General features: G+C 71.8%; 25 protein-coding genes. 17 read left to right on the top strand and 8 right to left on the bottom strand.

Features of this window, described 5'->3' with window-relative positions:
- Nucleotides 1-2 precede the first annotated feature (2 nt).
- Nucleotides 3-1,103 carry a TIGR03364 family FAD-dependent oxidoreductase gene (locus GT755_RS04340; protein ID WP_161478363.1) on the bottom strand — a complete coding sequence of 367 codons (1,101 nt, stop codon included), beginning with the start codon at nt 1,101-1,103 and terminating at the stop codon, nt 3-5.
- A gap of 18 nt (nt 1,104-1,121) precedes the next feature.
- Between GT755_RS04340 and GT755_RS04335 the strand changes: the two genes are divergently transcribed.
- The 6 genes from GT755_RS04335 (at nt 1,122) to GT755_RS04310 (ending at nt 4,169) form a co-directional block, all read left to right on the top strand.
- Nucleotides 1,122-1,871, top strand: coding sequence for a GntR family transcriptional regulator (locus tag GT755_RS04335; protein ID WP_161478362.1), 750 nt, complete (start codon nt 1,122-1,124; stop codon nt 1,869-1,871).
- Nucleotides 1,868-2,512 carry a phosphonatase-like hydrolase gene (locus tag GT755_RS04330; RefSeq protein ID WP_161478361.1) on the top strand — a complete coding sequence of 215 codons (645 nt, stop codon included), beginning with the start codon at nt 1,868-1,870 and terminating at the stop codon, nt 2,510-2,512. Before GT755_RS04335 ends, GT755_RS04330 begins: the two co-directional genes overlap by 4 nt.
- A 70-nt stretch (nt 2,513-2,582) precedes the next feature.
- Nucleotides 2,583-2,909, top strand: a complete 327-nt coding sequence (locus tag GT755_RS04325; protein ID WP_161478360.1) for a hypothetical protein — start codon at nt 2,583-2,585, stop codon at nt 2,907-2,909.
- Entirely contained in the window at nt 2,906-3,433 is a 528-nt protein-coding gene (locus GT755_RS04320) for a hypothetical protein (RefSeq protein WP_161478359.1), read from the top strand. The genes GT755_RS04325 and GT755_RS04320 overlap by 4 nt, the downstream gene beginning before the upstream one ends.
- Before the next feature lie 131 nt (nt 3,434-3,564).
- Entirely contained in the window at nt 3,565-3,909 is a 345-nt protein-coding gene (locus GT755_RS04315; RefSeq protein WP_202609570.1) for a nuclear transport factor 2 family protein, read from the top strand.
- Nucleotides 3,906-4,169: a hypothetical protein gene (locus tag GT755_RS04310; protein ID WP_202609569.1), complete on the top strand. Its 264-nt coding sequence runs from the start codon at nt 3,906-3,908 to the stop codon at nt 4,167-4,169. Before GT755_RS04315 ends, GT755_RS04310 begins: the two co-directional genes overlap by 4 nt.
- Here GT755_RS04310 and GT755_RS04305 read toward each other — a convergent pair.
- Genes GT755_RS04305 through GT755_RS04285 form a run of 5 tightly spaced genes read right to left on the bottom strand, consistent with a single transcriptional unit; the run spans nt 4,124 to nt 8,596 of the window.
- Complete coding sequence (locus GT755_RS04305) at nt 4,124-5,137, bottom strand: alpha/beta hydrolase family protein (RefSeq protein ID WP_161478358.1); 1,014 nt, start codon at nt 5,135-5,137, stop codon at nt 4,124-4,126. The genes GT755_RS04310 and GT755_RS04305 overlap by 46 nt on opposite strands.
- Nucleotides 5,138-5,195: 58 nt before the next feature.
- The gene (locus tag GT755_RS04300) at nt 5,196-5,666 is read right to left on the bottom strand and encodes an NUDIX domain-containing protein (protein WP_161478357.1); all 471 of its coding nucleotides are present in this window, start codon (nt 5,664-5,666) and stop codon (nt 5,196-5,198) included.
- 9 nt (nt 5,667-5,675) lie between these two features.
- A complete protein-coding gene (gene yczR, locus GT755_RS04295) occupies nt 5,676-7,067 on the bottom strand; it encodes a MocR-like transcription factor YczR (protein WP_161478356.1) in 1,392 nt (463 codons plus the stop codon).
- Entirely contained in the window at nt 7,015-7,947 is a 933-nt protein-coding gene (locus tag GT755_RS40920) for an NAD(P)-dependent oxidoreductase (protein ID WP_328794165.1), read from the bottom strand. Before GT755_RS40920 ends, yczR begins: the two co-directional genes overlap by 53 nt.
- Nucleotides 7,948-7,990: 43 nt before the next feature.
- Nucleotides 7,991-8,596 (bottom strand): helix-turn-helix domain-containing protein, encoded by a 606-nt coding sequence (locus tag GT755_RS04285; RefSeq protein WP_030453000.1) that lies wholly within the window; start codon nt 8,594-8,596, stop codon nt 7,991-7,993.
- A gap of 68 nt (nt 8,597-8,664) precedes the next feature.
- On the opposite strand from GT755_RS04285, the gene GT755_RS04280 reads away from it, so the two are divergent.
- A complete protein-coding gene (locus tag GT755_RS04280; protein WP_161478355.1) occupies nt 8,665-9,588 on the top strand; it encodes an NAD(P)/FAD-dependent oxidoreductase in 924 nt (307 codons plus the stop codon).
- 32 nt (nt 9,589-9,620) lie between these two features.
- Nucleotides 9,621-10,256, top strand: a complete 636-nt coding sequence (locus tag GT755_RS04275) for a class I SAM-dependent methyltransferase (RefSeq protein WP_161478354.1) — start codon at nt 9,621-9,623, stop codon at nt 10,254-10,256.
- A gap of 46 nt (nt 10,257-10,302) precedes the next feature.
- Here GT755_RS04275 and GT755_RS04270 read toward each other — a convergent pair whose 3' ends face one another.
- Nucleotides 10,303-10,761 (bottom strand): MarR family winged helix-turn-helix transcriptional regulator, encoded by a 459-nt coding sequence (locus GT755_RS04270; protein ID WP_202609568.1) that lies wholly within the window; start codon nt 10,759-10,761, stop codon nt 10,303-10,305.
- A 64-nt stretch (nt 10,762-10,825) separates the two neighbouring features.
- On the opposite strand from GT755_RS04270, the gene GT755_RS04265 reads away from it, so the two are divergent.
- Complete coding sequence (locus GT755_RS04265; RefSeq protein ID WP_161478352.1) at nt 10,826-11,812, top strand: serine hydrolase domain-containing protein; 987 nt, start codon at nt 10,826-10,828, stop codon at nt 11,810-11,812.
- A gap of 75 nt (nt 11,813-11,887) precedes the next feature.
- On the opposite strand, the gene GT755_RS04260 is transcribed toward GT755_RS04265, so the two are convergent.
- The gene (locus GT755_RS04260) at nt 11,888-14,323 is read right to left on the bottom strand and encodes a GH116 family glycosyl hydrolase (protein ID WP_202609567.1); all 2,436 of its coding nucleotides are present in this window, start codon (nt 14,321-14,323) and stop codon (nt 11,888-11,890) included.
- Nucleotides 14,324-14,425: 102 nt separating this feature from the next.
- On the opposite strand from GT755_RS04260, the gene GT755_RS04255 reads away from it, so the two are divergent.
- The 8 genes from GT755_RS04255 (at nt 14,426) to GT755_RS04220 (ending at nt 23,375) form a co-directional block, all read left to right on the top strand.
- Nucleotides 14,426-15,406 (top strand): LacI family DNA-binding transcriptional regulator, encoded by a 981-nt coding sequence (locus tag GT755_RS04255; RefSeq protein ID WP_161478350.1) that lies wholly within the window; start codon nt 14,426-14,428, stop codon nt 15,404-15,406.
- Between the two features lie 193 nt (nt 15,407-15,599).
- Nucleotides 15,600-16,919, top strand: coding sequence for an ABC transporter substrate-binding protein (locus tag GT755_RS04250; protein WP_161478349.1), 1,320 nt, complete (start codon nt 15,600-15,602; stop codon nt 16,917-16,919).
- Between the two features lie 56 nt (nt 16,920-16,975).
- The gene (locus GT755_RS04245) at nt 16,976-17,881 is read left to right on the top strand and encodes a carbohydrate ABC transporter permease (RefSeq protein WP_161478348.1); all 906 of its coding nucleotides are present in this window, start codon (nt 16,976-16,978) and stop codon (nt 17,879-17,881) included.
- A complete protein-coding gene (locus tag GT755_RS04240) occupies nt 17,878-18,723 on the top strand; it encodes a carbohydrate ABC transporter permease (protein WP_161478347.1) in 846 nt (281 codons plus the stop codon). Before GT755_RS04245 ends, GT755_RS04240 begins: the two co-directional genes overlap by 4 nt.
- Complete coding sequence (locus tag GT755_RS04235) at nt 18,723-19,319, top strand: hypothetical protein (RefSeq protein WP_161478346.1); 597 nt, start codon at nt 18,723-18,725, stop codon at nt 19,317-19,319. The genes GT755_RS04240 and GT755_RS04235 overlap by 1 nt, the downstream gene beginning before the upstream one ends.
- Nucleotides 19,301-20,278, top strand: a complete 978-nt coding sequence (locus GT755_RS04230; protein ID WP_202609566.1) for a LacI family DNA-binding transcriptional regulator — start codon at nt 19,301-19,303, stop codon at nt 20,276-20,278. The genes GT755_RS04235 and GT755_RS04230 overlap by 19 nt, the downstream gene beginning before the upstream one ends.
- Nucleotides 20,275-21,741, top strand: a complete 1,467-nt coding sequence (locus tag GT755_RS04225) for an FGGY-family carbohydrate kinase (protein ID WP_161478345.1) — start codon at nt 20,275-20,277, stop codon at nt 21,739-21,741. The genes GT755_RS04230 and GT755_RS04225 overlap by 4 nt, the downstream gene beginning before the upstream one ends.
- A complete protein-coding gene (locus GT755_RS04220; RefSeq protein WP_161478344.1) occupies nt 21,741-23,375 on the top strand; it encodes a fucose isomerase in 1,635 nt (544 codons plus the stop codon). The genes GT755_RS04225 and GT755_RS04220 overlap by 1 nt, the downstream gene beginning before the upstream one ends.
- The last annotated feature ends 24 nt before the right edge of the window (nt 23,376-23,399 follow it).

Here is a 23,399-nt window from a genome sequence, read left to right as displayed (position 1 = left end):
TCTCAGGTGAGCAGTTCGTCCAGCACGCGGGGCGCGAGGCCGAACGCGGTCGTCATGCCGATCCCGGAGGTCACCGGGACCACCCGCACCCCCGGCATGGGGGAGACGTCGAGGAAGGGCCGCCCGGCCGAGGCGTACACGCCGCGCCAGCGTTCCCGCACCTCCAGGCGGGCAACCCCGAGCAGGCGGGCGGTCTCGCGGAGCACGTGACGGTCGAGCTCCTCGGCGTTGAACGGGTCGAGCGTCGTCGCGTAGCGGTGGGTGTCGCCGATGACGAGGTCGCCGCCGGGCCGCTGGGTGAACATGAGGTTCAGCCCCGCGTCCACGAGAGGGGCGCTCTCGTTCTCCAGCCGGGCGCGGACCGCCTCCAGGCCCGGCAGCGCGGCGAAACCGCCGTAGCGGAGCATCGAGAACCCGGTCAGCACCGCGGGGGCGATCTCCTTCCCGTACGGGTCGGCGACCCGCAACATGTGGAGGGCGCAGCGGCGCACGCCGTACCGGGAGGCGAGCTCGGGGAAGTGCCGGTCGACGTCGTGCCCGACGCAGACCACCACGGCGCCGGCCTCCAGCGGTCCCCGTGAGGTGCCGACCAGGCCGGGCTCGATCGTGTGGACGGTCGTCTCCCAGTGGAAGGTCACGCCCCGGGCCGCCAGCCACCGGGCGAGGGCGGGCACCGCCTCGCGGGGGTCGACCCGGATGTCCATCGGGAACCACGCCCCGCCGAGGCCGCCGATCCCGGTCCGGTCGGCCACCTCCCGGGAGGTGAGCGGCACGACTTGGTCCCCGCGCCGCTCCCGGAACTCGTCGAGGACGCCCAGCTCGTCGTCGTGCCGGGCGACCAGCACCGTGCCCGACTCGCGCAACCAGAACCCGGCCTCGCGGGCCAGCCGCACCCAGGCCGACCGGGCGTCGAGCGCGTAGCCGAGCGCCGCCCCGGCCTGCGCGGTCACGCACCCGTGGCCGAAGTTGCGGACCGACGCGCCGGTCGCGTGCCCGTCGCGTTCGACGACGGCGACCGACAACCCCCGGCGCACCGCGTCCACGGCGTGCGCCAGCCCGACGACGCCCGCGCCCACGACCACCAGGTCCGCCCGACTTGTCATGACAAGTAGGGTAGCCACATGGGCGACCCCCTACATCAGCGCATCGCGGCCGAGCTTCGCCGCCGCATCGCCGCGAACGAGCTGCCGATCGGGGCCGCGCTGCCGTCGGAGTCGCAGTTGTGCGAACAGTTCGGTGCCTCACGGGCCCCCGTCCGCCAGGCGCTGGCGACCCTGCGCGCCGAGGGCCTGATCGGCGGCGGCCAGGGCAGACCTCCCGTGGTGCGCTCGACGGCGGCCGGCCAGCCGTTCGAGACGCTCCTGTCCTTCTCCCGCTGGGCCGAGGACCTCGGCCGCACCCCCGGCCAGCGCACGATCGAGATCGCCCGCCGCGCCGCCTCGCCCGAGGCGGCCGAGGCGCTGTCCGTGCCGGAGGGCGAGCCCGTCCTGGAGCTGCTGCGGCTCCGCCTGCTCGACGGCACGCCGGTGATGGTCGAACGCACCACGTTCGTGTGGCCGGTCGGCCGCCTGCTGTCCGGCCACGACTGCGACGCCGGCTCGATCCACGCCTTCCTCACCGCCCGGGGCGTCGACCTGGCCCGCGCCCGCCACGTCATCGACGCCGTCGGCGCCGACCCCGTCGACGCGGACCTGCTCGACCTGCCTCCCGGCACGCCCCTGCTGCGCGAACGCCGCCACACCACCTCGGCCGCCGGTGAGCCGATCGAGTACTCCGACGACCGATACCGGCCCGACGCCGTCTCCTTCACGATCGACAACTCCCAGCGGGCCCGCCCGGCCCTGCTCCGCACCCGAGGACAGGTGTCATGATCGAACTGGTCGTCCTGGACGTCGCCGGAACGACGATCGAGGAACACGGCAGCGTGTACGACGCCCTGGAGGCCGCCGTCAGGGCCGCCGGCGCCACCCCCACCACGGATGAGGTGCACCGCTGGATGGGCGCCGGCAAACGCGAGGCCGTCGCCGCACTCCTCGGCGAACCGTCGGAGGCCGTCTACCAGGACTTCCGCGCCCGCCTCGCGGCCCGGTACGCGGCCAGGCCCCCGCACCCCCTGCCCGGAGTGACCGAGGCGGTGACCCGGTTGCGGGAGGCGGGCGTGCAGGTCGCGCTGACGACCGGCTTCGACCGCGAGGTGACGACGGGCCTGCTGGAATCGGTCGGCTGGACCGGCTTCTTCGACGCGGTGATCTGCGTGGACGACGTCCCGGCCGGCCGTCCGGCGCCCTACATGATCTTCCGCGCGATGGAGGCGACGGGCGTGACCGACGTCCACAGGGTCCTCACGGCCGGCGACACCGTCCGCGACCTGGAAGCGGGTGCCAACGCGGGCGCCGCGATCGTAGTCGGCGTGCTGACGGGCGCCCAGGACGCGGCGGGCCTGGGCGCGGTCCCGCACACCCACATCCTGCCCGGCGTGGCGCAGATCCCGGATCTCATCCTGCCCAATTGACCGTATACACAGGACAGGGAGGCCATGTCGCTGGTCTACTAGACGTATGCAGACAAGAACAATGCGCCCCATGAGCGCAGACACGTGGACGCGGACCCTGACCGAACTCGCGGAGGCCATCCGCACGTCGGAGATCCCCGGCGACCTCGGCATCACCCAGGTCACGCTGGAGCCCATGGTGGACTCCGAGGGAGAAGAGGGCCTGTGGGCCCACATCGTCATGGACGGCGTGGGCGACGACGGCTGGGACCCCATGATGTGCCACGCCGTGAGCATGAACGGCAACAGGCTGGCGGTCGAACACGGACTCGACCACTACGTCTACGCCCGGTTCTACACCCAGCGTGACTGGGCCGAGCGGGACCTCGCCGATGACGACGACGAGGAGCAGGCGTGAAGCGAATCAAGGCGGACGACTACCTCACTCTCGCCGAGCTGATCGCGGTCCGCCCCCGCCCCGCGCATCTGCGCCGGGCCACCTCGACCGCCTACTACGCCGTGTTCCACGAACTCGTCGGGCAGGGCGCCCGGCGCGCGGTGACAAGCGGCACGGACGACCACCGGCACGCCGTCAGCCGCTGGTACGCCCACGGCAACTTCCGCCAGACCGCCCGATGGGTGACCGCGATCGCGGCCGACAAGAGCGCGCCCGAGGCGGTGACCAGGCTGCTCAGCGTGCACGGCCGGGTCGACCCCGACCTCGTGCTGGTCGCGGACTCCTTCGGCGAGCTCCAGGCCCTCCGGCACGTCGCCGACTACGACCCCGGTTACCTCGCGATCCGCACGGCGACCCTCAGCCATGTGAGGAGGGCGAGGACGGCGGTGGAGGCGATCCGCCGGTTGGACAAGGGCGCCGTCCACGAGTTCGACATGTTCCTGCTGCTCTCGCTCGGCGGAGAGCGCATGGTCAGGAACTCCTGAGATCGCCCGTTCGGTTCGTCGCTGTCCGATAGTGGGAACGCAAGCCACCCGCAGGATCAGACAGCCGACGAACCCCACTCCCGGGGATGTGGACCCGCTGGCAGCGTGTCCGTACGCTGGGGGAGATGGTCATGGACGGCGAACTCCGCGCGCTCGAACCGATCTTCCACCGGGCGCCCGCCGGGGCCGGCCGCGCGTTCTTCGAGCGCATGACGGCCCCCGACTTCTTCGAGATCGGCGCCTCCGGACGGCTCTACTCGCGGGAGTTCGTCCTCGACACGCTGGCCGAGCGTCACTCCCGTCCCCACGACGACCCGTGGGAGGTCACGGACTTCACGTCCCGGCGCCTCGAAGGCGACACGTGGCTCGTGACGTATCTGCTCGACCAGGACGGGCGGGTCAGCCGCCGGTCGACCGTCTGGACGTGGACCGCCGACGGCTGGGTCGCGCGTCATCACCAGGGGACCCTCGTATGACCGCCGCCGACCTCGCCGCGCATCTCGCGTCTCTGGGCATCGACGTGCACTCCATCGGTCGTGACCTTGACGAACGCTACTGTCTCGTCGCGGCGTCCGACGGCTGGCACGTCTACTACAGCGAACGCGGCCAGAAGTCCGGCCTGCGCGTCTTCCGTGACGAGGACGCCGCCTGCCGCGCCCTGCTGCGCGACGTCCTCGCCGACCACGGTGTTCAGGCGCGGCTGCGGACCTCGGGGAACTCCGGCTCGGGCGTCTGACGGCCGCGCAGGTGCCGGTCCAGGAACCAGGCCGTGTACGCCCGGGTGATCTCGATGGCCCGGGCCCCGTCGAGCGGCTGCGACGGCAGGCCCACCTGCCCCCGCAGGATCGCGTAGTCGGTGAACGACGAGTGGTCGGTGCCGGTCACCTCCCGCCACGTCTTGGGCCTGGCCTGCACGGGCGGCCACGTCGTGTCCGTCCGGACCGTCCCCATCAGCAGGACCGGCCCGTTCAGCGGCGGCGCGTCGGGAAGAAGGGTGCCGTCGAAGTCGACGGCCGCGCGGATCGACGGCCGGGCCGCCATCGTGTGGACGGCGGCGTTGCCGCCCATCGAGTGACCCGCGACCGCGACCCCGTCGACGCGGAAGCGCCTCTTCAACTGGTCGATGACGAACGTCAGGTCCTTGACGCGCCCCGCCGAGACCTGCGCGCCGAGTTCCTTGGTCTGCGGACGCTCACACACCACGCACGTCGTCGTGTGCCCGTCCGGGAAGGTCGTGCCGACCGACTCGTACGTGTGTTCCACCGCCGCCACCAGATAACCCCGGCTGGCCAGGTCCTCCCCGAGGGAGGTCAGGGTGGCCCGGGGAAAGGAGAAGCCGGGCGAGAGCACCACGAGGGGCAGGGGCCGCCGGACCATCGGGGCGCCCGACCGGGCGTGGGTGCGGGTCGTGGCCAGCACGCCGGGCGGCAGGTCGGCCGCCCCGGGCACCCGGGCCAGGATGTTGGCCGACTCGGCCGTGGTGACGTACCGGAACCGTTCGCCCTTCGAGGAGAGCGCCGGATACCAGACCGTCACCATGAGCTGTCGCGGGCCGGACGCGGGCACCCACGGATCGGGACGGGAGCGGTCGACGAGGTGCAGGGCCGTCGCGCCGACCGGATGCGGGCCGGTGGGCGCGGGCAGGGCCGGTGCGGGAGCGGTGAGGAGGCCGGCCGTCAGCGCGGCGGCGGTGAGCAGGTTCATGAAAGGACACGGTTCCGCGCGGCCGCCTCCCGGCGTCAGCGCGGAAGGTCAACCGGAGTCACCGACTTCCGGCGGAGGTCGCGGCCACCAGAAGACGGTGGCCCGGCATCAGTTCGCCGGGCAGGGCGTCGGCGGGGAACCAGCCCGCTTCGAGGATCTCGGTCGGGTCGAGGGCCAGGGTGCCGCCGAGCAGTTCGCCCTCGTAGGCGACCTCGACCCGCAGCCGGAACCCGCTCTCGACCCGCACCAGCCGGTTGACCCGGGCCTTGAGCCCGGTCTCCTCCATGACCTCCCGGACGACGGTGTCCTCGAAGGTCTCGCCGCGTTTGGCGTAGCCGGTCGGCAGGCCCCACTGGCGGCCCTCAGGCCAGAAACGGTGTTTCAGCAGCAACACCCGGCCGTCGTCGTCGCGGATGACGCCCACCACCCCGACCATGAACGTCGCCTGCGACAACCAGAGCAGGCGCCACTGCACCGCGTCCCCGATCGCCCGCCAGACGGTCGCCGCCAGACTTCTCAAGGCTGCCATCGTCCCGTTCTACACCACCACGGGGCCGGGCCCCGGAACGTCGGCGCCGACCTGCGCCCAGCACTCGGCGAGCGCGCGCACACCCCGGTCGAGGTCGTCGGCGGCCATCGTGAAGGGCAGCCGGACGAAACGTTCGTGCGACCCGCCGATCCCGAACCGCGGTCCGGCCGACAGCGCGATGCCGCGTGCCTGGCACAGTTGCGCGAGCGCCGAACTCGCCGGCCGGTCGAGCCCCGCCCACAGGGACAGGCCGCCGTCGACCCTCGGCACCCGCCAGCCCGGCAGGTGGCGGGCGAGCAGGTCGTAGAGGGTGTCCCGGTTGACGCGCAGCTGGGCGGCCCGCCGGGGCAGCAGGCCGGGCAGCGCCCGCACCACCCGTTCACCGAGCAGCTGCTCCAGTTGCGGGGTGCCGAGGTCACCCGCCGGGCGGGCCTGCACCAGCCGGTGGACGACGCTCGCGTCGGCCCGCAACCATCCCAGCCGCAGCCCGCCCCACACCGACTTGCTGAGCGACCCGATCGTGACGACGTCGGCGCCGTGGGCGTGCCGGGCGAACGGGCCGTCGTCCCAGGGGCGGTCGATGGACAGGTCGGCGGTGGTCTCGTCGATCAGCAGCGTCGTCCCGGCCCGGCGCGCCGCCTCGGCGACCCGGACGCGGTCGTCCGGCGGCATCGACGCGCCCGTGGGGTTGTGGAAGTCGGGGATCAGGTAGGCCAGCGCCGGTCTGACCTGGCCGAGCAGGGCGACGAGCTGGCCGGTGTCCCATCCGGCCGTGGTCACCGGCGTGACGACGGGCCGCGCGCCGGCCCGCAGCAGCGCCTCGCAGGCGTGCGGGTAGGTGGGCGACTCGACCAGCACGTGGTCGGCGCGGCGGACGAGGGTCTGCGCGGCCAGGGCGATGGCGTGCTGGCCGCCCGTCGTGACCACGATCTCGTCGGGCGTGGTCGCCAGGCCGCGCCGGACATACCGGTCGGCGATGGCCTCCCGGAGCGCCCGGTTGCCCAGCAGGTCGAAGGCCGGCCCGTCGAGGGCCGAGGTCAGGCAGGGCGCGAGCCCGGCCAGCAGCTCGTCGAGGCCCTCGACCGGCGGGGGCGCCGCCCGCGCGAAGTCGACCTCGCGCCGCCGCTCCCGGGGCAGCACCGCCCGGCTGCCGGAGCCGTGCACGCTGACCAGGTGGCCCGAGTCGCGGAGCGACTGGTAGGCGGCCACGACCGTGCTGCGGCTGCGGCTCAGCGCGGCGGCGAGCTCCCGCTCGGACGGCAGGCGGGTGCCGGCCGTGATCCGGCCGTCGCCGATGAGCAGCCGGATCCGCCCGGCCAGCGCCGCGTAGGCGGGGGAGCCGTGCCACTCACCCAGCAGCGGCAGCAGCGCCCGTGCCGACAGCCGTGTCCCCCACGTCATCGGTCCAGTCTGCCAGGGTGGACCGGCCGGCCGTCCGGGCCCGCAGCGCCTCGATCACGGCCGCCATGTCGGCCGCGCCGTGGCCGAGGTCCAGCGTCTCCCGGAAGAGTTCGTGGCAGGTGTCGATCAGCGGCGACCCGATGCCGGCCGCCGCCTCGGCGACCAGGCGGGCGTTCTTCAGCACGTCGCCGATCGCCGCCTGGGGCGTGAAGTCGGCCGACACGATCTTCGCGGCCTTGGCCCGCGACACGGCCGAGGCCATCGGCCCGGCGTCCAGGACCCGCTCCACCAGCGCGGGGTCGAGCCCGTGCTCCTCGGCGAAGTGGAAGGCCTCCGCGAGGCCGGTCACCATCGTGATCAGGAACAGGTTGACCGCGAGCTTCGTCGTCAGCGCCCCCGGCACCGCGCCGCAGTCGAACCAGGCCCGCCCCATCGGGCCCAGCAGCCCGGCGACCCGGGCGGTCGCGCCGGGTGGGCCGGACAGCAGGAAGACCAGCTCACCGGCCTCGGCCGGGCCGCGCGACCCCGACACGGGCGCCTCGACGTAACAGCCGCCCGCGGCGGTGATCCGCTCGGCCAGCCGCGCCGAGGCGGCCGGGGCGATGGTGCCCATCTGCACCACGGTCCGGTCCCGGACGTCGGCGCCGTCGAGCACGGCGTCGATCGCCGTCTCGTCCGCGAGCATCAGCAGCACGGTCGCGCAGCGCCCGAACAACTCCGACGGCGACGCCGCGACCAGCGCGCCCGCCTCGGCGACCGGCGCGCAGCGGCGCGCGGTGCGGTTCCAGACGACGAGCGGGACCCCGGCGCGGGCCAGGTTGAGGGCCATCGGCAGGCCCATGAGACCCAGTCCGGCGAACCCGACGTGTTCTTCGTTCACCCTGGCATCGGACCAGACCACCGGCGGACCCGTCGCGGTCCACTCAGTCGAAGTGGTCTGCCTGCCGCGCCTTCTTCGGCCGCGCCCGCAGGTGCATGCGCTCACCCTGGGTGCCGAACAGGCTCAGGAACTCGACCGGTTCGTCACCGGCCACCCCGAACCAGTGGGGCACCCGCGTGTCGAACTCCGCCGCCTCGCCGGGTTCCATGATCACGTCGTGCTCGCCGAGGATGACGCGCATCCGCCCGTTGAGGATGTAGAGCCACTCGTAGCCCTCGTGCGTCTTCAGCTCCGGCTCGGAGCTCCGGTCTCCGGGCGCGAGCACGATCTTGTACGCCTGGATCCCGCCCGCCCGCCTGGTCAGCGGCAACATGGTCAGGCCGTTGCGGAACGTCGGGCGCAGGTGGACCCGCGGATCGCCGGTCGCCGGGGCGTCGACGAGCTCGTCGAGCGTGACCCCGTGGGCGCGGGCCAGCGGCAGCAGCTGTTCGAGGGTGGGCCGCCGCGCGCCCGACTCCAGCCGCGACAGGGTGCTGACCGAGATCCCGGTCGCCTCCGCGAGCGCCGCCAGCGTGGTCTCCCGCTCCTTGCGCAGCGCCCGCAGCCGGGGGCCGACCGCGTCGAGGGCCTGGCCGATGTCGTCCGTCATACGGGCGAGTTTGCCATATCGGCAAAGAAGTTTGCATATCCGCCTGGCCCTGAAGCACAGTGGGCGCCATGAGAGACACCTATGACGCAGTCGTGATCGGCGGCGGCCCGGCCGGGCTCAACGGGGCCCTCATGCTGGCCCGCTCCCGCCGGTCGGTCCTGGTCGTCGACGCCGGCGAGCCGCGCAACGCCCCCGCCGACGCGGTCCACGGCCTGTTCGCCCTCGACGGCACCCCGCCGGCCGAACTCCGGGCCCGGGGAAGGGCCGAGGTCGAGCGGTACGGCGGCCACGTCACCACCGGCTCGGTCGTCGGCGTGACGCCCGGCTTCACCGTCACGCTGGCCGACGGGCGGCGGATCGGCGCCCGCCGCCTGCTCGTCACGACCGGGCTGACCGACGTGCTGCCCGACATCGGCGGCCTGCGGGAGCGCTGGGGCCGCGACGCCGTCCACTGCCCCTACTGCCACGGCTGGGAGGTCCGCGACCGCGCGATCGGCGTCCTGGCCACCAGCCCCATGGGCATCCACCAGGCGATGATGTTCCGCCAGCTCAGCGACGACGTGGTGCTCTTCACCGCCGACCCGCCCACGGGGGAGCAGGCCGTGGAGCTCCGCGCCCGGGGCATCCGGGTCGTGCCCGGCGAGGTGGCGGCCCTGGAGATCGCCGACGACCGGATCACCGGCGTCCGGCTGAAGGACGGCACCGTCGTGCCGCGCGACGCCGTGGCGGTCGCCACCTACCTGAGGGCGCGGGTGGACTTCCTGGAGCCGCTCGGCCTCAAGGCGGTCCCGCACCCTGGCGGCTTCGGCGAGCACATCCCGGCCGCGCCCGACGGGCAGACCGACGTGCCCGGGGTGTGGGTGGCGGGCAACGTCACCGACCTGACGGCCCAGGTGGGGGCCTCGGCGGCGGCCGGGGCGCTCGCGGGCGCCCGCATCAACGGCGACCTCATCGCGGAGGAGACCCGTCAGGCGGTCGCGGCGGCATCATGAAAAATCAGCACACTCACCGACACGAGGCGCACATGAGCACAGCAGGACAGCACCCGGACACCGGCCACGGGCACGGGCACGGTGCCCACCCCGACCACGACGAGGTGTTCGACCGGGAGTTCTGGGAGAACAAGTACCGCACGTCCGACCCCGCCGCCCTGCGCCACGAGCCCAACCCCTACCTGCTCGTCGTCGCCGAGACGCTCACTCCGGGCCGGGTCCTGGACGCCGGATGCGGTCCGGGCGCGGAGGCCGTCTGGCTGGCCCGCCGGGGATGGGAGGTGACGGCGCTCGACATCTCCTCGGTGGCGCTCGACCACGCCCGCGCCATCGCGGAGCAGGAGGGCCCGGACGTCGCGGGCAGGATCACCTGGCAGCAGGCCGACCTCACCGCCTGGACCGCCCCGGCCGATGGTTATGACTTGGTCTGCACCAACTACGTCCACGCCCTGGAGGACATCGTCCCCCGGCTGGCGGCGGCCGTCCGCCCCGGCGGCACCCTGCTGGTGGTCGACCACTTCGACATCCTGGCCGTCCTCGACCCGGCCGAGTGGCGTCCCATCCCACTGGAGGCGCGCTCGCGGGTGGTCGCCGCCTTCGACGGCACGGAGAAGGTCCTCGACGACCGCGTGATGGCCGCAGTCAGGATCGCGCCCACCACGCCGTGACGCGGCCGGCCGCCACTGTGCCCATTACCGGTGACGCCGCCGATGGTCACCGTGTCGGCCGCAGTCGCCGGGCCATGAGGTCGCGCAGGGCGCCCGTCTGTTCCGACAGCGTCGTCAGCGCGTCGAGGAAGGGTTCCGGGTCGGGCAGGGCCGCGAGCAGTTCCCCGGTCACCGCCGCGCGGGCCGCGCGGCCCGCCTCGACGGCCTCCCGGCCGCGGTCGGTGAGTTCGAGGGCGCGGACCCGCTGGTCCTCGCCTGACACCCGCCGGGTGACGTAGCCGATCCGCTCCATCTCGGCCGCGACCTTGGACGCCCCCTGCGGCGTCATCCCCAGCAGCCCGGCCAGGTCGGTGACCCGGACGGGGCCGGTGAGCAGGTGCTGGAAGACGTAACCGTGCACCGAGCGCACCTCCGGAAAGCCCGCCTCGGCCATCCGGGCGCGGACCCGTTCGTCGCAGGCGGCGGCGAGGGCGGTGAACAACAACGTGAGGTCTCTTGACGGCACGTCCCGCATCCTCCGATACTCAACCAAGGTTGCACAACTAAGGTTGAGTATTGGAGGCGCCCTCATGCGCGACCTGTTCAAGAGGATCGTCGCCGCCGGCCCCGGGGGAGCGGCCCTGGCCGTCCACAAGGACGGGGAACTCGTCGTCGACGAATGGGCCGGTGATTGGTCCCGGGACGACGTCGTCAACGTCTTCTCCGTCGGAAAGGGGGTGGTCGCCGCTCTCGCCCACCGCCACCTCACCGGCCTCGACCGCCCGGTGCGCGAGTGGTGGCCGGAGTTCACCACCGACTGCACCGTCGCCGACCTGCTCTCCCACCGCGCGGGCCTGCCCGCGATCCGCCGCGAGCTGCCCGACGGGTCGCTGTTCGACTGGACGGCCATGACCGGCGCGCTCGCCGCCGAACACCCGTGGTGGCCGCCGGGGGAGCGGCACGGCTACCACGCCGTCACCTTCGGCTGGCTGGTCGGCGAGGTGCTGCGGCGGGCGACGGGGCGGACCGTCAGGGAGCTCGTACGGGACCTGGGCATCGACGGCCTCAGCGTCGGGCTGGCCGACGGCACCCGGGTCAGGGACGTGCTGCCGCCCGAGCCGCACGGGCCGCCGCCCCGGATGCCGGTGAGCGAGATCACGGTGAAGGCGTTCGCGAACCCCGCCGAGCAGCTGACCCCCGGCCTGCCCAACACGGCGAGGTGGCGCGCGGCGCAGATCCCGGCCGCCAACGTGCACGCCAACGCGCGCGCCCTGGCCACCCTCTACGGCGAACTGCTGAGCTCGCCGAACCTGCCCGAGATGATCGAACCCCGGAGCGAGGGCCACGACGAGGTGCTGGGGTCGCCGACCCGGTTCGGGCTGGGCTTCATGCTCGCCAACCCCACCCGGCCGTTCTCCCCCAACCCGCGAGCCTTCGGCCACAGCGGGTCCGGGGGAGCGCTCGCCTTCGCGGATCCCGACGAGGGCTTCGCCTTCGCCTTCACCCCGAGCCGCACCCTGCTGACCGCGGCCGGCCCGGACCCACGCTGGACGCCGCTCATCGAGGCGCTCTATTGACGCTCATCGCGGCGGTGACCGCCCCGTAGGCACACCGTCCTGGTCGTCTCACCAAGAGACAGCCTGGGCAGCGCCTTACCGGCCGCCCCGCACGTCGATCGACGCCTCCCCGTCCGCGGACACGGTCAGCACCCCCCACGCCGTGCCCGCGACCACCGGGAACCGCCCCGGCCGCGTGGCCGTGACCTGCCCGGTCGCGGGGTCGCGCCGGAAGCCCGTGTAGGCGTCGAGCAGCGACCATCCGGCCATCGCGCGCACGTAGTGGTCGCCGCACTCGATCTCGTTGAACGGGTTGCGGCGGGTCCCGTCGTACCGGTCGCGCAGGCCGTCGAGGATGCGGAACGCCTCGTCGGTCAGGCCCTCGTACAGGCAACTCGCCGCGACCTGATACTCCACGCCGGTCCAGACCTCGTCGCAGTAGCGCAGGGGCACGGCGGGCCGGCCGCCGTGCGGCCACGTGCAGACGACCAGCCCGGTTTCGCCGCCGTCGGCGAACGAGCGGTAGCCGTGCGGCTCGAAACCGGTGCGCAGGTTGTAGCGGACGATCGAGGCCAGGGCGGTCCTGACCCGGTCGGGGGGCAGGATGTGGCCCAGGCCGAGCTGATGGGCCCACCACTGGCCGAGGAGCTGGTCGGACAGGCAGCCCCGGCCGAAGTCGTGCTCCTCGCCGGTGTCGGGCTGGCCGTAGTACTCGCCCGTCCACAACAACGTGTCGTAGCCGTCCCGCCCGAGCGTGAACAGTTTCGCGAAACCGGCGGCCGGCGCGGGCTCCACGAGCCGGGCCATCTCCTCCATCGCCCGCAGCGCCGCCAGCCACAACCCGCCGACGAACATGTTCGGTCCGTGCAGGCTGATGTCGTAGGTGCAGGGCTGGTCGCCGCGCAGGATGCCGGTCCCGTCGGGGTCCCAGGTGCGGGTGACGTGCTCCATCAGCCGCCGCAGCGCGGGCCACTGCTCGCGGAGCCAGTCGAGGCCCGATCCGTCCAGAACCGATCGGTACGTCTTGAGCACCGCCCCCAGCATCCCGTCGAGCGCCGGCCGGACCGGGCCCCCGATGGCGACGTCGTGGTACTGCGGCAGGTAGAGCGGCAACGCGACCCGGTGCGGGATCGACCCGTCGGGGGCCTGGACGGCGAACTCGGTCTCCCGCATGTCCCGCCCGAGCGACGGGAACAACCGGGCCAGCGCCTGCTCGTAGTTGAAGACGTGGTTGCAGTTCAGCGGGCACGACCCGCCGACGTCCCCGTTCCAGTTCCGGGTGGAGGCCCCCAGCGCCCCCTCGAACCCGTAGGCCCGACCGTCGGCGGTCCGGAACAGCGACGGCGACCGCACCAGCGTGCCCTGCGCCGAGATCACGTCCTTGAGGATCTCCGGCAGGTCGCTGTCGGCGACCGCCGAGGCCCACGCCCGGGACGTCGAGTCGAGGTGGTCGCGGTCGGCCAGGTAGGCGTCCAGCACGTCGACCGCGCCCCCGAACCGAGTCGCGTAGTGGTTGCCCACCCAGAACCGGCTCCCGGCATAGGACGGGGTCGGACCGAACCGGTCGAAGTCGGCGAACCGGTTGGGGAACCACCAGGCGTGCACGAAATCGATCGTCGCGATCTCGCCCGGCGCCAGCGCGAACGCGGCGGCCACGGCGGCGTCCCACGTGAAACCGGCCGGGCTGGGCCCGGCGGGCGCCCGCAGGGGAGAGGCGCCGTCGGCCAGCGCGGCCCGCAGCGCGGCGTCGGAGAAGTCGCCCAGTTGCACCGGGGTCACGAGCTTGACCGTCTCGGCGAACCGCAGCAGCGCCTCCGCGCCGACCGCGCGGGGGAAGGCGATCGCCGGGGCGTCGGTCCACAACAACATCTCGCCGTAGCCCTCGTCGGCCTCGCCGAGCGACGGGTTGTCCATCAGCACGCCGGTCTGCCCCGGCCGCCTGAGCAGCCGGTTCACGTTCCCGCCGTAGCCCGCGCCGCGGGTGCCGTCGATGGGGGTGACGCCGTCCCAGCCGACCGCGTTCTGCAGGGTGCCCAGCAGGAAGCCGTGCCGGAACTCGGCGCTCGTGTTGGTCACCGTGAACCGGTAGCGCACCAGCGGCAACGAACTCGCGTCGGCGTCGAGCGGCACGAACGGGGTGAAGGCCGACATCGACACCGCCACCGGCAGCCCGTCGTCGAGGTAGTCGACCTCGGCGAAGGGGTAGGCCGCCCGGAACTCGGTCGCGGCCACGGTCGGCCACGACGGGAGTCGTCCCAGGTCGGGCACCTCGGCGTCGGACACGTTGGGCGCCGGGTCGGGGCCGGGCGGCACGGGGTCGCCGCGCAGCAGGCGCACCACGTCGTCGGGCGGCTCGGTCGAGGAGACGCGCAGCGCGAAGAAGCTGTCGGGCAGGAAACCCCGATGGTTGGGCACCCCGCCGAGTTGCCACTGCCGCAGCGCCCCGTCTGCGGCCAGCGCCACGTGTCCGGTGCCGAAGCCGCCGAGAGGGAACGCGACCGCACGCCGCGCCTCCCCGGAGTACCGCTTCACGGCCCCCGCCTTTCCCGATTGGATTTCACCTGTCTTGAAATCGATTTCAGGCACGCTAGACGAGCTCATCAGGGGTGTCAAGCGCGGGTATGGTGTGGCGCTATGGCGACGATTTACGAGGTTGCGGCGCTCGCCGGGGTCTCTCCCGCGACGGTTTCCCGGGTTTTCAACGGCAACACCGTCTCCGAGGAGAAGCAGCGCCTCGTCCGCGACGCCGCCCAGCAGCTCGGCTTCACCCCCAACAAGACCGCCCGCCGGTTGCGCAAGCAGAGCTCAGAGATCATCTGCCTGCTGGTCCCCGACATCGAGAACCCGTTCTTCACCGCCCTGGCCCGCGGCGTCGAAGACCGCGCCCAGGAGTCGGGCTTCTCCGTGGTGCTCTGCAACACCGACGACGACCCGGCCAAGGAGCTGCGCTACCTGCAGATCGCCGCGTCCGAGCAGATGGCCGGCGTGATCCTCTCGCCCGCCTCCGACGAGGTCGACCTCGGTGCCATCGCCTCGCTGGGCCGGCCCGTGGTCGCCGTCGACCGAACCACCCCCTACCCGGTCGACGCGGTCAAGATCGACAACCGCGCGGCCGGCGTCGCCGCCACGACCGCCCTGGTCGACGCCGGTTTCCGGCGGATCGCCTGCATCGCCGGCCCGGCCGGGATCGAGGAGACCGAAGACCGTTATCTCGGCTGGAAGCAGGTCGTGACGGCCCGTAAGACCGTCGTCCGCGACGGTTTCCTGCAGCACGCCAACTTCCGCGTCGACGGCGGCCGGGCCGCGATGAACGCCCTGCTCAAGCTGGCCCAGCCGCCCGACGCCGTGGTCACGACCAACAACCTGATGGCCATCGGCGCACTTCAGGCCCTCCACGAGAACGGCATCGACCCCGAGGGCTTCGGCGTCGCCGTGCTCGGCGAACTGCCCTACCTGCTGCCGCCGCCGGTCAGCGTGGTGCAGGTCCGGCTCCCGGCCCGCCACCTGGGGCGGACCGCCGCGTCCATGCTGCTGGAGCGTATCGGCGGCGACACCCAGCCGCTCCGCACGGTCGTGCTGCGGGCGGAGATCGCCCGGCCGCCGTTATCGCTGTAATCGATACCATCCCGTTACTTGCCTGATCAGGGGCTTCATGAGGTACGTTTCGCGGAGTGCTTGACGAAATCGATTTCTTGCACTTTCATGTGGCGCACGCCACACCTGCCGTATGGGAGCGAGATACGGACGGCCGCAGGCCGGCTGTGGCTCGCGTCGGCGATCTGCCCCAAAGAAGTAAGGACGCAGGCCTATGAACATCCCCCGCCGCAAGGTCGCGCTGGCCTGCGCGACCGCCACCCTGGCGGCGACGGCTCTTGCGGGTTGCGGAAGCGACTCGGAAACGACGTCGACCGGCGCCAAAGCCCTGGAAATCGTCTACTGGAACTACGGCCCGGCCGCCGAGAGCGGCAACAAGGCCACCGCGGACGCCTTCACGAAGGCCCACCCCGACGTCAAGGTCACCCTCACCCCCGTGACCGGCGAGAACTGGGGAACCTACTACGCCAACGTCGCCACCCTGATCGCCTCGGGCAAGAAGCCCGACCTCATGGTGATCTCGGGTGAGGGCGCCCAGTTCGTGCACAGCAACAACCTCGTGAAACCGATCAACGAATACCTGGAGAAGGACGCCGGGGCCAAGGCCATCACCGACGACATCGCCCAGGGCCTCATCGACGGCTTCACCGTCAAGGGCGACGTGCTCACCCTCAGCTACGGCTGGAACGACATGGTCGTCTACTACAACACCGACGTGTTCAAGAAGGCCGGCGTCGAACCGCCCAAGGCCGACTGGACCTGGGACGACTTCAAGGCCGTCGCCAAGAAGCTGACCGCCGACACCAACGGCGACGGCACCAACGACCAATACGGCTTCACCTGGGCCAGCAACGAGATCTTCCCCGGCATCATGCCGTGGGTCGCCAACGCCGGCGGCAACCTGACCAGCGACGACGTCTGCCAGGCCACCGCCGACTCCCCCCAGGTCAGCAAGGCCGTGACCTTCCTCGACGACCTCATCAAGGAGGGCGTCGCCCCGGCGCCGATGCCGATGAGCGACGTCTTCACCCGCTTCCAGAACGGGCAGATCGCCATGTTCGGCGCGGGCCGGTGGCCGATCGCCACCTTCCTGCCCGCCGGGTTCAAGGACTTCGACATCCAGCTCTACCCGAAGGGCGACACGTACAAGACCGTCTTCGGCGGTGCCGGCTACCCGATCCTGAAGTCGTCGCAGAACCCCGACCTGGCCTGGGAATACCAGAAGTTCACGGTCAGCGACGAGATCGAGAAGGGCTACGTCGGCACCGCCGACAAGCCCGGCGACTCCATCCCGTCACGGCGCTCGGTGGCCCACACGATCTCGCAGGTCGGCGTGCCGCCCGCCAACAGCGACCTCTACTACGACAGCATCGACAAGTTCGAGACCCTCGTGCCCTACCCGGCCCCGGCCAAGTACAGCACGTTCGAGTCGACCGTCCTGCGTCACCTCCAGCAGATCTTCGCCGGCGAGACCACGGTCCCCGACGGCCTGAAGGCCATGCAGGGTGAGCTGACGGGCATCGTCACCTGCTGAGCGACCGGGTCCGGCCCCTGAACCCGGACCCGGTTCCCCTCCCAAGGCGGACCACTTTGACCACCACTGTGTCTACCAAGCGCACCCGGCCCCGGGGAGACGGGGCCGCGGCGCTGGCCTTCCTCACCCCGTCGATCCTCACGTTCCTGGTGTTCGTGCTGGCCCCGACGGTCGGCGTCCTGATCCTGAGTTTCTTCGACTGGAACCTGCTCAGCGACGGCACCTTCGCCGGGCTGGACAACTTCCGGCGCCTCTTCACCGACGAGCGGCTGCTCGGGGTCTACGGGTCGACGACCTACATGGCCCTGGCCATCCTGGCCGTCAACGTCGTGCTCGGGCTGCTGCTCGCGGTGCTGCTGGAGACCAGGATGCCCCGCTGGATCAGGGCGTTCTTCCGGCTCTCGTTCCTCTTCCCGTTCGTCGTGTCGGCCTCGGCGGTCGCGCTGATCTGGCGGTTCCTGCTCAACAAGGACCTCGGCCTGGTCAACTACGTGCTCGGGCTGACCGGCCTCGACCGCATCGACTGGCTCGGCAGCTCCACCTGGGCGCCGATCTCAGTGATCATGGTCAACTCGTGGAAGACGATCGGGTTCTCGATCCTGGTCTACATCGCGGGCCTGCAGTCGATCCCCAAGCAGCTGCGCGAGGCCGCGATCGTCGACGGCGCGGGCGCCTGGACCCGCTTCTGGCGCATCACCTTCCCGCTGCTCTCGCCGACCATCTTCTTCCTCGTCGTGATCAACACCATCAACTCCTTCCAGATCTTCGCCGAACCCCGGGTGCTCACCCAGGGCGGCCCGGGTGACTCCAGCCGCACGATCGTCGAATACCTCTACGACCGCGCCTTCGGCGACTTCGACCTCGGCTACGCCTCCGCGATCGGCATCACGTTCGCGCTGGTCCTGGTCGTGCTGACCGCCATCCAGTTCTGGTTCTCGCGCAGATGGACCCACTACCAATGAGCAGCCGACTGACCGCCGGGCACGTCGCCGCGCGCGTCGTGACGTTCGTGATCCTCGTGGTCGCGGCCGTCGCCATCACCGCGCCCTTCCTGTGGATCTTCCGGGGCGCCTTCTCGGGCTCCGACGCCGAGCTCTACCGCCTCCCGCCGACCTTCCACGCCGAGAACCTGACGCTGGACAACTTCGGCAAGGTGACCGAGCAGGTGCCCTACTTCCGGTTCTTCCTGAACTCGATCATCGTGTCGGGGACCGTGACGATCGCGCAGCTCATCACCTGTTCGACCGCCGCCTACGCGTTCGCCCGGTTGCGCTTCCGGGGCAAGGGCGTGCTGTTCGCCGTGGTGATCGGGTCGCTGATGATCCCGATCCAGGTGACGATCGTGCCGCTGTTCCTGGTCATGTCGAAGATCGGCATGACGAACTCGCTCTGGGCGCTGATCTTCCCGGGCATCTTCTCCGCGTTCGGCATCTTCCTGCTGCGCCAGCACTTCATGGCGCTGCCCTACGAGCTCGAAGAGGCCGCCAAGATCGACGGCGCCTCGCGGTTCCACACCTTCGCGCGGGTCATCATCCCGCTGTCGGGGCCGTCGATCGCCACCCTGGGCATCCTGTGCTTCACGTACTGGTGGAACGACCTGCTGCTCCCGCTGGTGATGATCTCCGACACCGAGAAGCAGACGCTGCCCGTCGGGCTCGTGCTGCTGGCCGGGCGGTTCTCGACCGGTTCGCTCGGCACGATCGCGGCCGGCATCGCGATGGCGATCGTGCCCGTGCTGATCGTCTTCATCGCCGCGCAGCGCTACATCGTCCAGTCGATCGCGTCGAGCGGACTGAAGCTCTGATGACCGCGTTCCTGAAACCCGCGTTCCTGCTGTTCTGGCGGGAACTGCCCCGTGCGGTGCTGGCGGGGGTGTTCTTCCTCGCCGCGCTGGTGCCGCTGATCACCTCGGCGCTGGTCGGCGGCCCCTCCTGGATGACCGCGCTGGCCGCCCTGCCGCCGTCGCTCGCGCTCACCTCCGTCGCCCGGTTCTGCGCGCTGGTCGCGCGCGGCGAGGCGCCCAAGCTGGCCGAGCTGCGCAGATTCGATCCGGTGCTCGCGCTGTTCGTCGCGGGGTGCGCGGTGCTGACCGGCGTCACCGTGGTCGCGGGCGCGCTGGCGATGGTCGTGCTCCCGTACGCCCTCGCCTACGGCGCCCTCCGCGGGAAGCCGGGCCTGGCGGCGTTGCGGGGCGGCGCGATCCTGGTCGCGTTCAAGCCCTTGTGGGCGCTCACGATCGTGGCCCTCTACTGGCTCGGCGGGTTCGCCGCCGCCGCGTCCACCGGCGTCCTCGCCGTGGTCGTCGTGCCGTTGCTGCTGGTCGTGACGGCCACGCAGACCATCGGCCTGCTCGATGAGATCGACAGCCTCCAGGGTCGGACGTGGCCGGCCCGAAGGTGACGATCTACCAGGTGGCCGCCCAAGCCGGGGTGTCGGCGGCCACCGTCAGCCGGGTCATCAACGGCGCCCGCGTCTCGCCCGAGACCGAACGCAAGGTGCGGGCCGCCATGGCGGAGCTGAGCTTCACCCCCAGCCGGGCCGCGCGCCGCCTGCGCGGACAGTATTCCGAGGTCATCGCCCTGATCATCCCCGACGTCGAGAACCCGTTCTTCACCGCGCTGGCGCGTGGCGTGGAGAACCGGGCCCGCGCCGGGGGCTACTCGGTCGTGTTGTGCAACACCGACGACGATCCGGAGCGCGAGCAGACGTACATGGGCATCGCCCTGGCCGAGCACATGGCCGGGGTGCTGATCGCGCCCGCCGACGGGGCCAGCGACGTGCAGAGACTCATCGAGCACGGGGTTCCGGTGGTGGCCGTCGACCGCAGCCTGCACCGCCCCGACGTGGACGCGGTCACCGTGGACAACCGGGCCGGCGGCCGGGTCGCGGCCGAGGTGCTGCTGGCGGCCGGGTTCTCCCGCGTCGCCTGCATCACCGGGCCGCGGTCGGTCGAGACGGCGCAACTCCGGATGGAGGGCTGGCGCCAGGCCACCGAGTGGTCCGGCGACCGGCTGCTCCGCTACGCCGACTACCGCGTCGACGGCGGCCGGACCGCCATGCGCGACCTGCTGTCGCTGCACGAGCCGCCGGACGCCGTCGTGGTCGCCAACAACCTGATGGCCGCCGGGGCGCTCGACGTCCTGCGCGAACGCGGGCTCGAACCACCCCGGTTCGGCCTGGCCGTATTCGGTGATCTTCCTTTCACGTCGCTCGAACGCGAGGGCGTGCGGGTCGTCGACCTGCCCGCCCGCAACCTCGGCGAGGCCGCGGCGGCCCTGCTGCTGGCCCGCATCGCCGGCGACGACGGACCCGCGCGCACGGTCATCCTGCGCGACACGAACACCCGGGAGAGATTGTGACGTTGTTCTTCGGTGTCGACATCGGCACCTCGTCGAGCAAGGGCGTCCTGGTCGACGGCTCGGGAACCGTTCTCGCCTCCTCCGTACGCGAACACCGCGTCGCCCGCCCCCACCCCGGCCACGTGGAGATGGACGGCGAGGTCTGGTGGGCCGAGTTCGTCTCCCTGGCCGAGGAGCTGACCACCGGCAAGGAGATCACCGCGGTCGGCGTGAGCGGCATGGGCCCCTGCGCCCTGCTGACCGACGCCGACGGCGCCCCGCTGCGCCCGGCGATCCTCTACGGCGTCGACACCCGGGCGTCGGAGGAGATCTCCGAGCTCAACGAGCTCCTCGGCGGCCCCGCGGCGATCCTGGAACGCTGCGGGTCGAGCCTGTCGTCCCAGGCCGTCGGCCCGAAACTGCGGTGGGTGGCCAGGCACGAGCCGCAGGTGTGGGCCGGGGCGCGCCGCCTGTTCATGCCCGCGTCGTGGCTGCTCCACCGGCTGACCGGCGAATACACCCTCGACCACCACTCGGCCAGCCAGTGCACCCCCATGTACGACGGCACCGGCTGGGACCCCGAATGGGCCCCGCTCGTCGCCCCCGGCCTGGAACTGCCCCGGCTGCGCTGGTCCGACGAGATCGCCGGAACGGTGAGATCGAACCTGGCGGGCATTCCCGCCGGAACCCCCGTGATCACCGGCTCGATCGACGCCTGGACCGAAGCCGTCAGCGTGGACGCCTGCAACGCCGGCGACCTCATGCTGATGTACGGCACCACGATGTTCCTCATCGCCACGGTCGACCGCCCGCTGCGCACCCCCTCGATGTGGGGCACGGTCGGCGCGTACGCCGGCTCCCACAACCTCGCCGGGGGCATGGCGACCTCCGGCGCGATCACCTCGTGGCTGAGCGACCTGACCGGAGCCGCTTTCCCGGCCCTGCTCGCCGAGGCGGAGGCCTCGGGACCCGGCGCGCACGGCCTGCTGATGCTGCCCTACTTCGCGGGCGAGCGCACCCCCGTCCACGATCCCGACGCCCGCGGGATCATCGCGGGCCTCACCCTCAGCCACACCCGGGGCGACCTCTACCGGGCCGCCCTGGAGGCGACCGCGCTCGGTGTCCGGCACAACGTCGAGGCGCTGCGCGCGGCCGGCGCCGAGGTCTCGCGGGTGGTCGCGGTCGGCGGCGGTGTCCAGGGCGGGCTGTGGACCCGCATCGTCAGCGACGTCACCGGCCTGCCGCAGGTCATCCCGACCACCACCATCGGCGCCTCCTACGGCGCCGCCTACCTGGCGGCCCGCGCGACCACCGGCGCCGCGATCACCGACTGGAACCCCCCGGCCACCACCGTCACCCCCGTGCCGGACCCGGCCTACGACGAGCTCTACACCCTCTACCTCGACCTCTATCCCGCCACCCGCGAGATCTCCCACGCCCTCGCGGCCCGGGAACGCCGCCTTTCCACCGGAGGAACACGCTGATGTACACCTTCCCCCCGACCCCCGAACGCCCCGCCGCCGCGCCGAAGACCGCCTACCTGATCGCCAGCGGCGACCTGCGCCTGTCGGCCAACCTGGCGGGCTGGCCCACCCAGGTGAAGATGGAAGCCGACGTGACCGCCGCCTTCGCCGAACTCGGCTGGACGGTCGTGCGCGCCAACGACGTCGACCCGGCGACCGGCCACGGTTTCATCTCCAGCCAGCGCATGGGCCTGGAGGTCTTCAAGACCATCCCGCCGGACGCCCCGCTGATCGTCGCCGAAGCGGTCTGGCAGTACAGCCACCACGTGCTGGCCGGTCTGCGCACCCACCAGGGCCCCATCCTCACGGTCGCCAACTTCGAGGGCACCTGGCCCGGCCTGGTCGGCCTGCTCGGCCTGAACTCCGGCATGACGAAGATGGGAGTGGCGTACTCGACGATCTGGAGCGTCGACTTCCAGGACGACTGGTTCAAAGCCGGCATCAAGAGCTGGGTGGAGACCGGGACGATCCCGCACGACGCCTCCCACGTCCACGACCTGCCGAAACTGCCGGAAAGCCCCGAACGCGACCTCGGCGTCGCCCTGGCCCGCCAGCTCCTCACCGACAAGGCGATCATCGGCGTCTTCGACGAGGGCTGCATGGGCATGTACAACGCGATCATCGACGACGAACTGCTCAACCCGATCGGCATCTACAAGGAACGCCTGTCGCAGAGCGCGTTGTGGGCCGAGATGCTCCGCACCCCCGACGAGGAGGCCGACGCCGTCGGTGAGTGGCTCCGTTCCCAGGGCATGACCTTCCGACTGGGCACCGACGAGGCCACCGAACTGACCGAGGCCCAGCTCCGGCGGCAGTACAAGATGTACATCGCCGCCCTGCGCATCAGCGACGACTACGGCCTGGACGCCGTCGGCATCCAGTACCAGCAGGGATTGAAGGACCTCTCCCCGGCGTCCGACCTGGCCGAAGGCCTGCTGAACAACGCCTCCCGCCCGCCCGTCACCTCCCGCGACGGCTCCCGCGTGTTGTGGCAGGACGCCCCGCTCCCGCACTTCAACGAGGCCGACGAAGGCGTCGCCGTCGACGCCCTGGTCACCAACCGCATCTGGACCGCCATGGGCCTCGACCCCGCCACGACCCTGCACGACGTGCGCTGGGGTGAGGAGTACGCGGGTCAGTTCGTGTGGGTCTTCGAGATCTCCGGCTCGGTTCCCCCGTCACACTTCGAGAACGGCTACGCCGACGCGGTCGGCTGGCGGCAGGACCCGGTCTACTTCCCGCTGGGCGGCTCGACCATCAAGGGCGTCTGCAAGCCCGGCGAGATCGTGTGGAGCCGCGTCTTCATCCAGGACGGCGAACTCCACGTCGACCTGGGCCGCGCCTCGGCGATCTCCCTGCCGGCGGAGGAGACGGAACGCCGGTCGCAGGCGACGACACCGGCGTGGCCGATCATGCACGCGGTCTTCCACGGGGTCAGCCGCGACCAGTTCATGGCCCGGCACAAGGCCAACCACCTGAACGTGGCGTACGCGCCTGACGGGGAGACGGCGGACAAGGCCCTGGTGGCCAAGGCGGCGCTGTTCGAGGAACTGGGCGTGAAGGTGCACATCTGCGGCGAGGCGACCCTGCCATAGCCCCTGACCGGCGAGGGAGGCCCT

Origin of the sequence: Herbidospora solisilvae, from assembly GCF_009901565.1 — a bacterium.
GTDB lineage: Bacteria > Actinomycetota > Actinomycetes > Streptosporangiales > Streptosporangiaceae > Herbidospora > Herbidospora solisilvae.
Note: the sequence above shows the minus strand (reverse complement) of the source record. Positions and strands in the feature narration are given on the sequence as shown.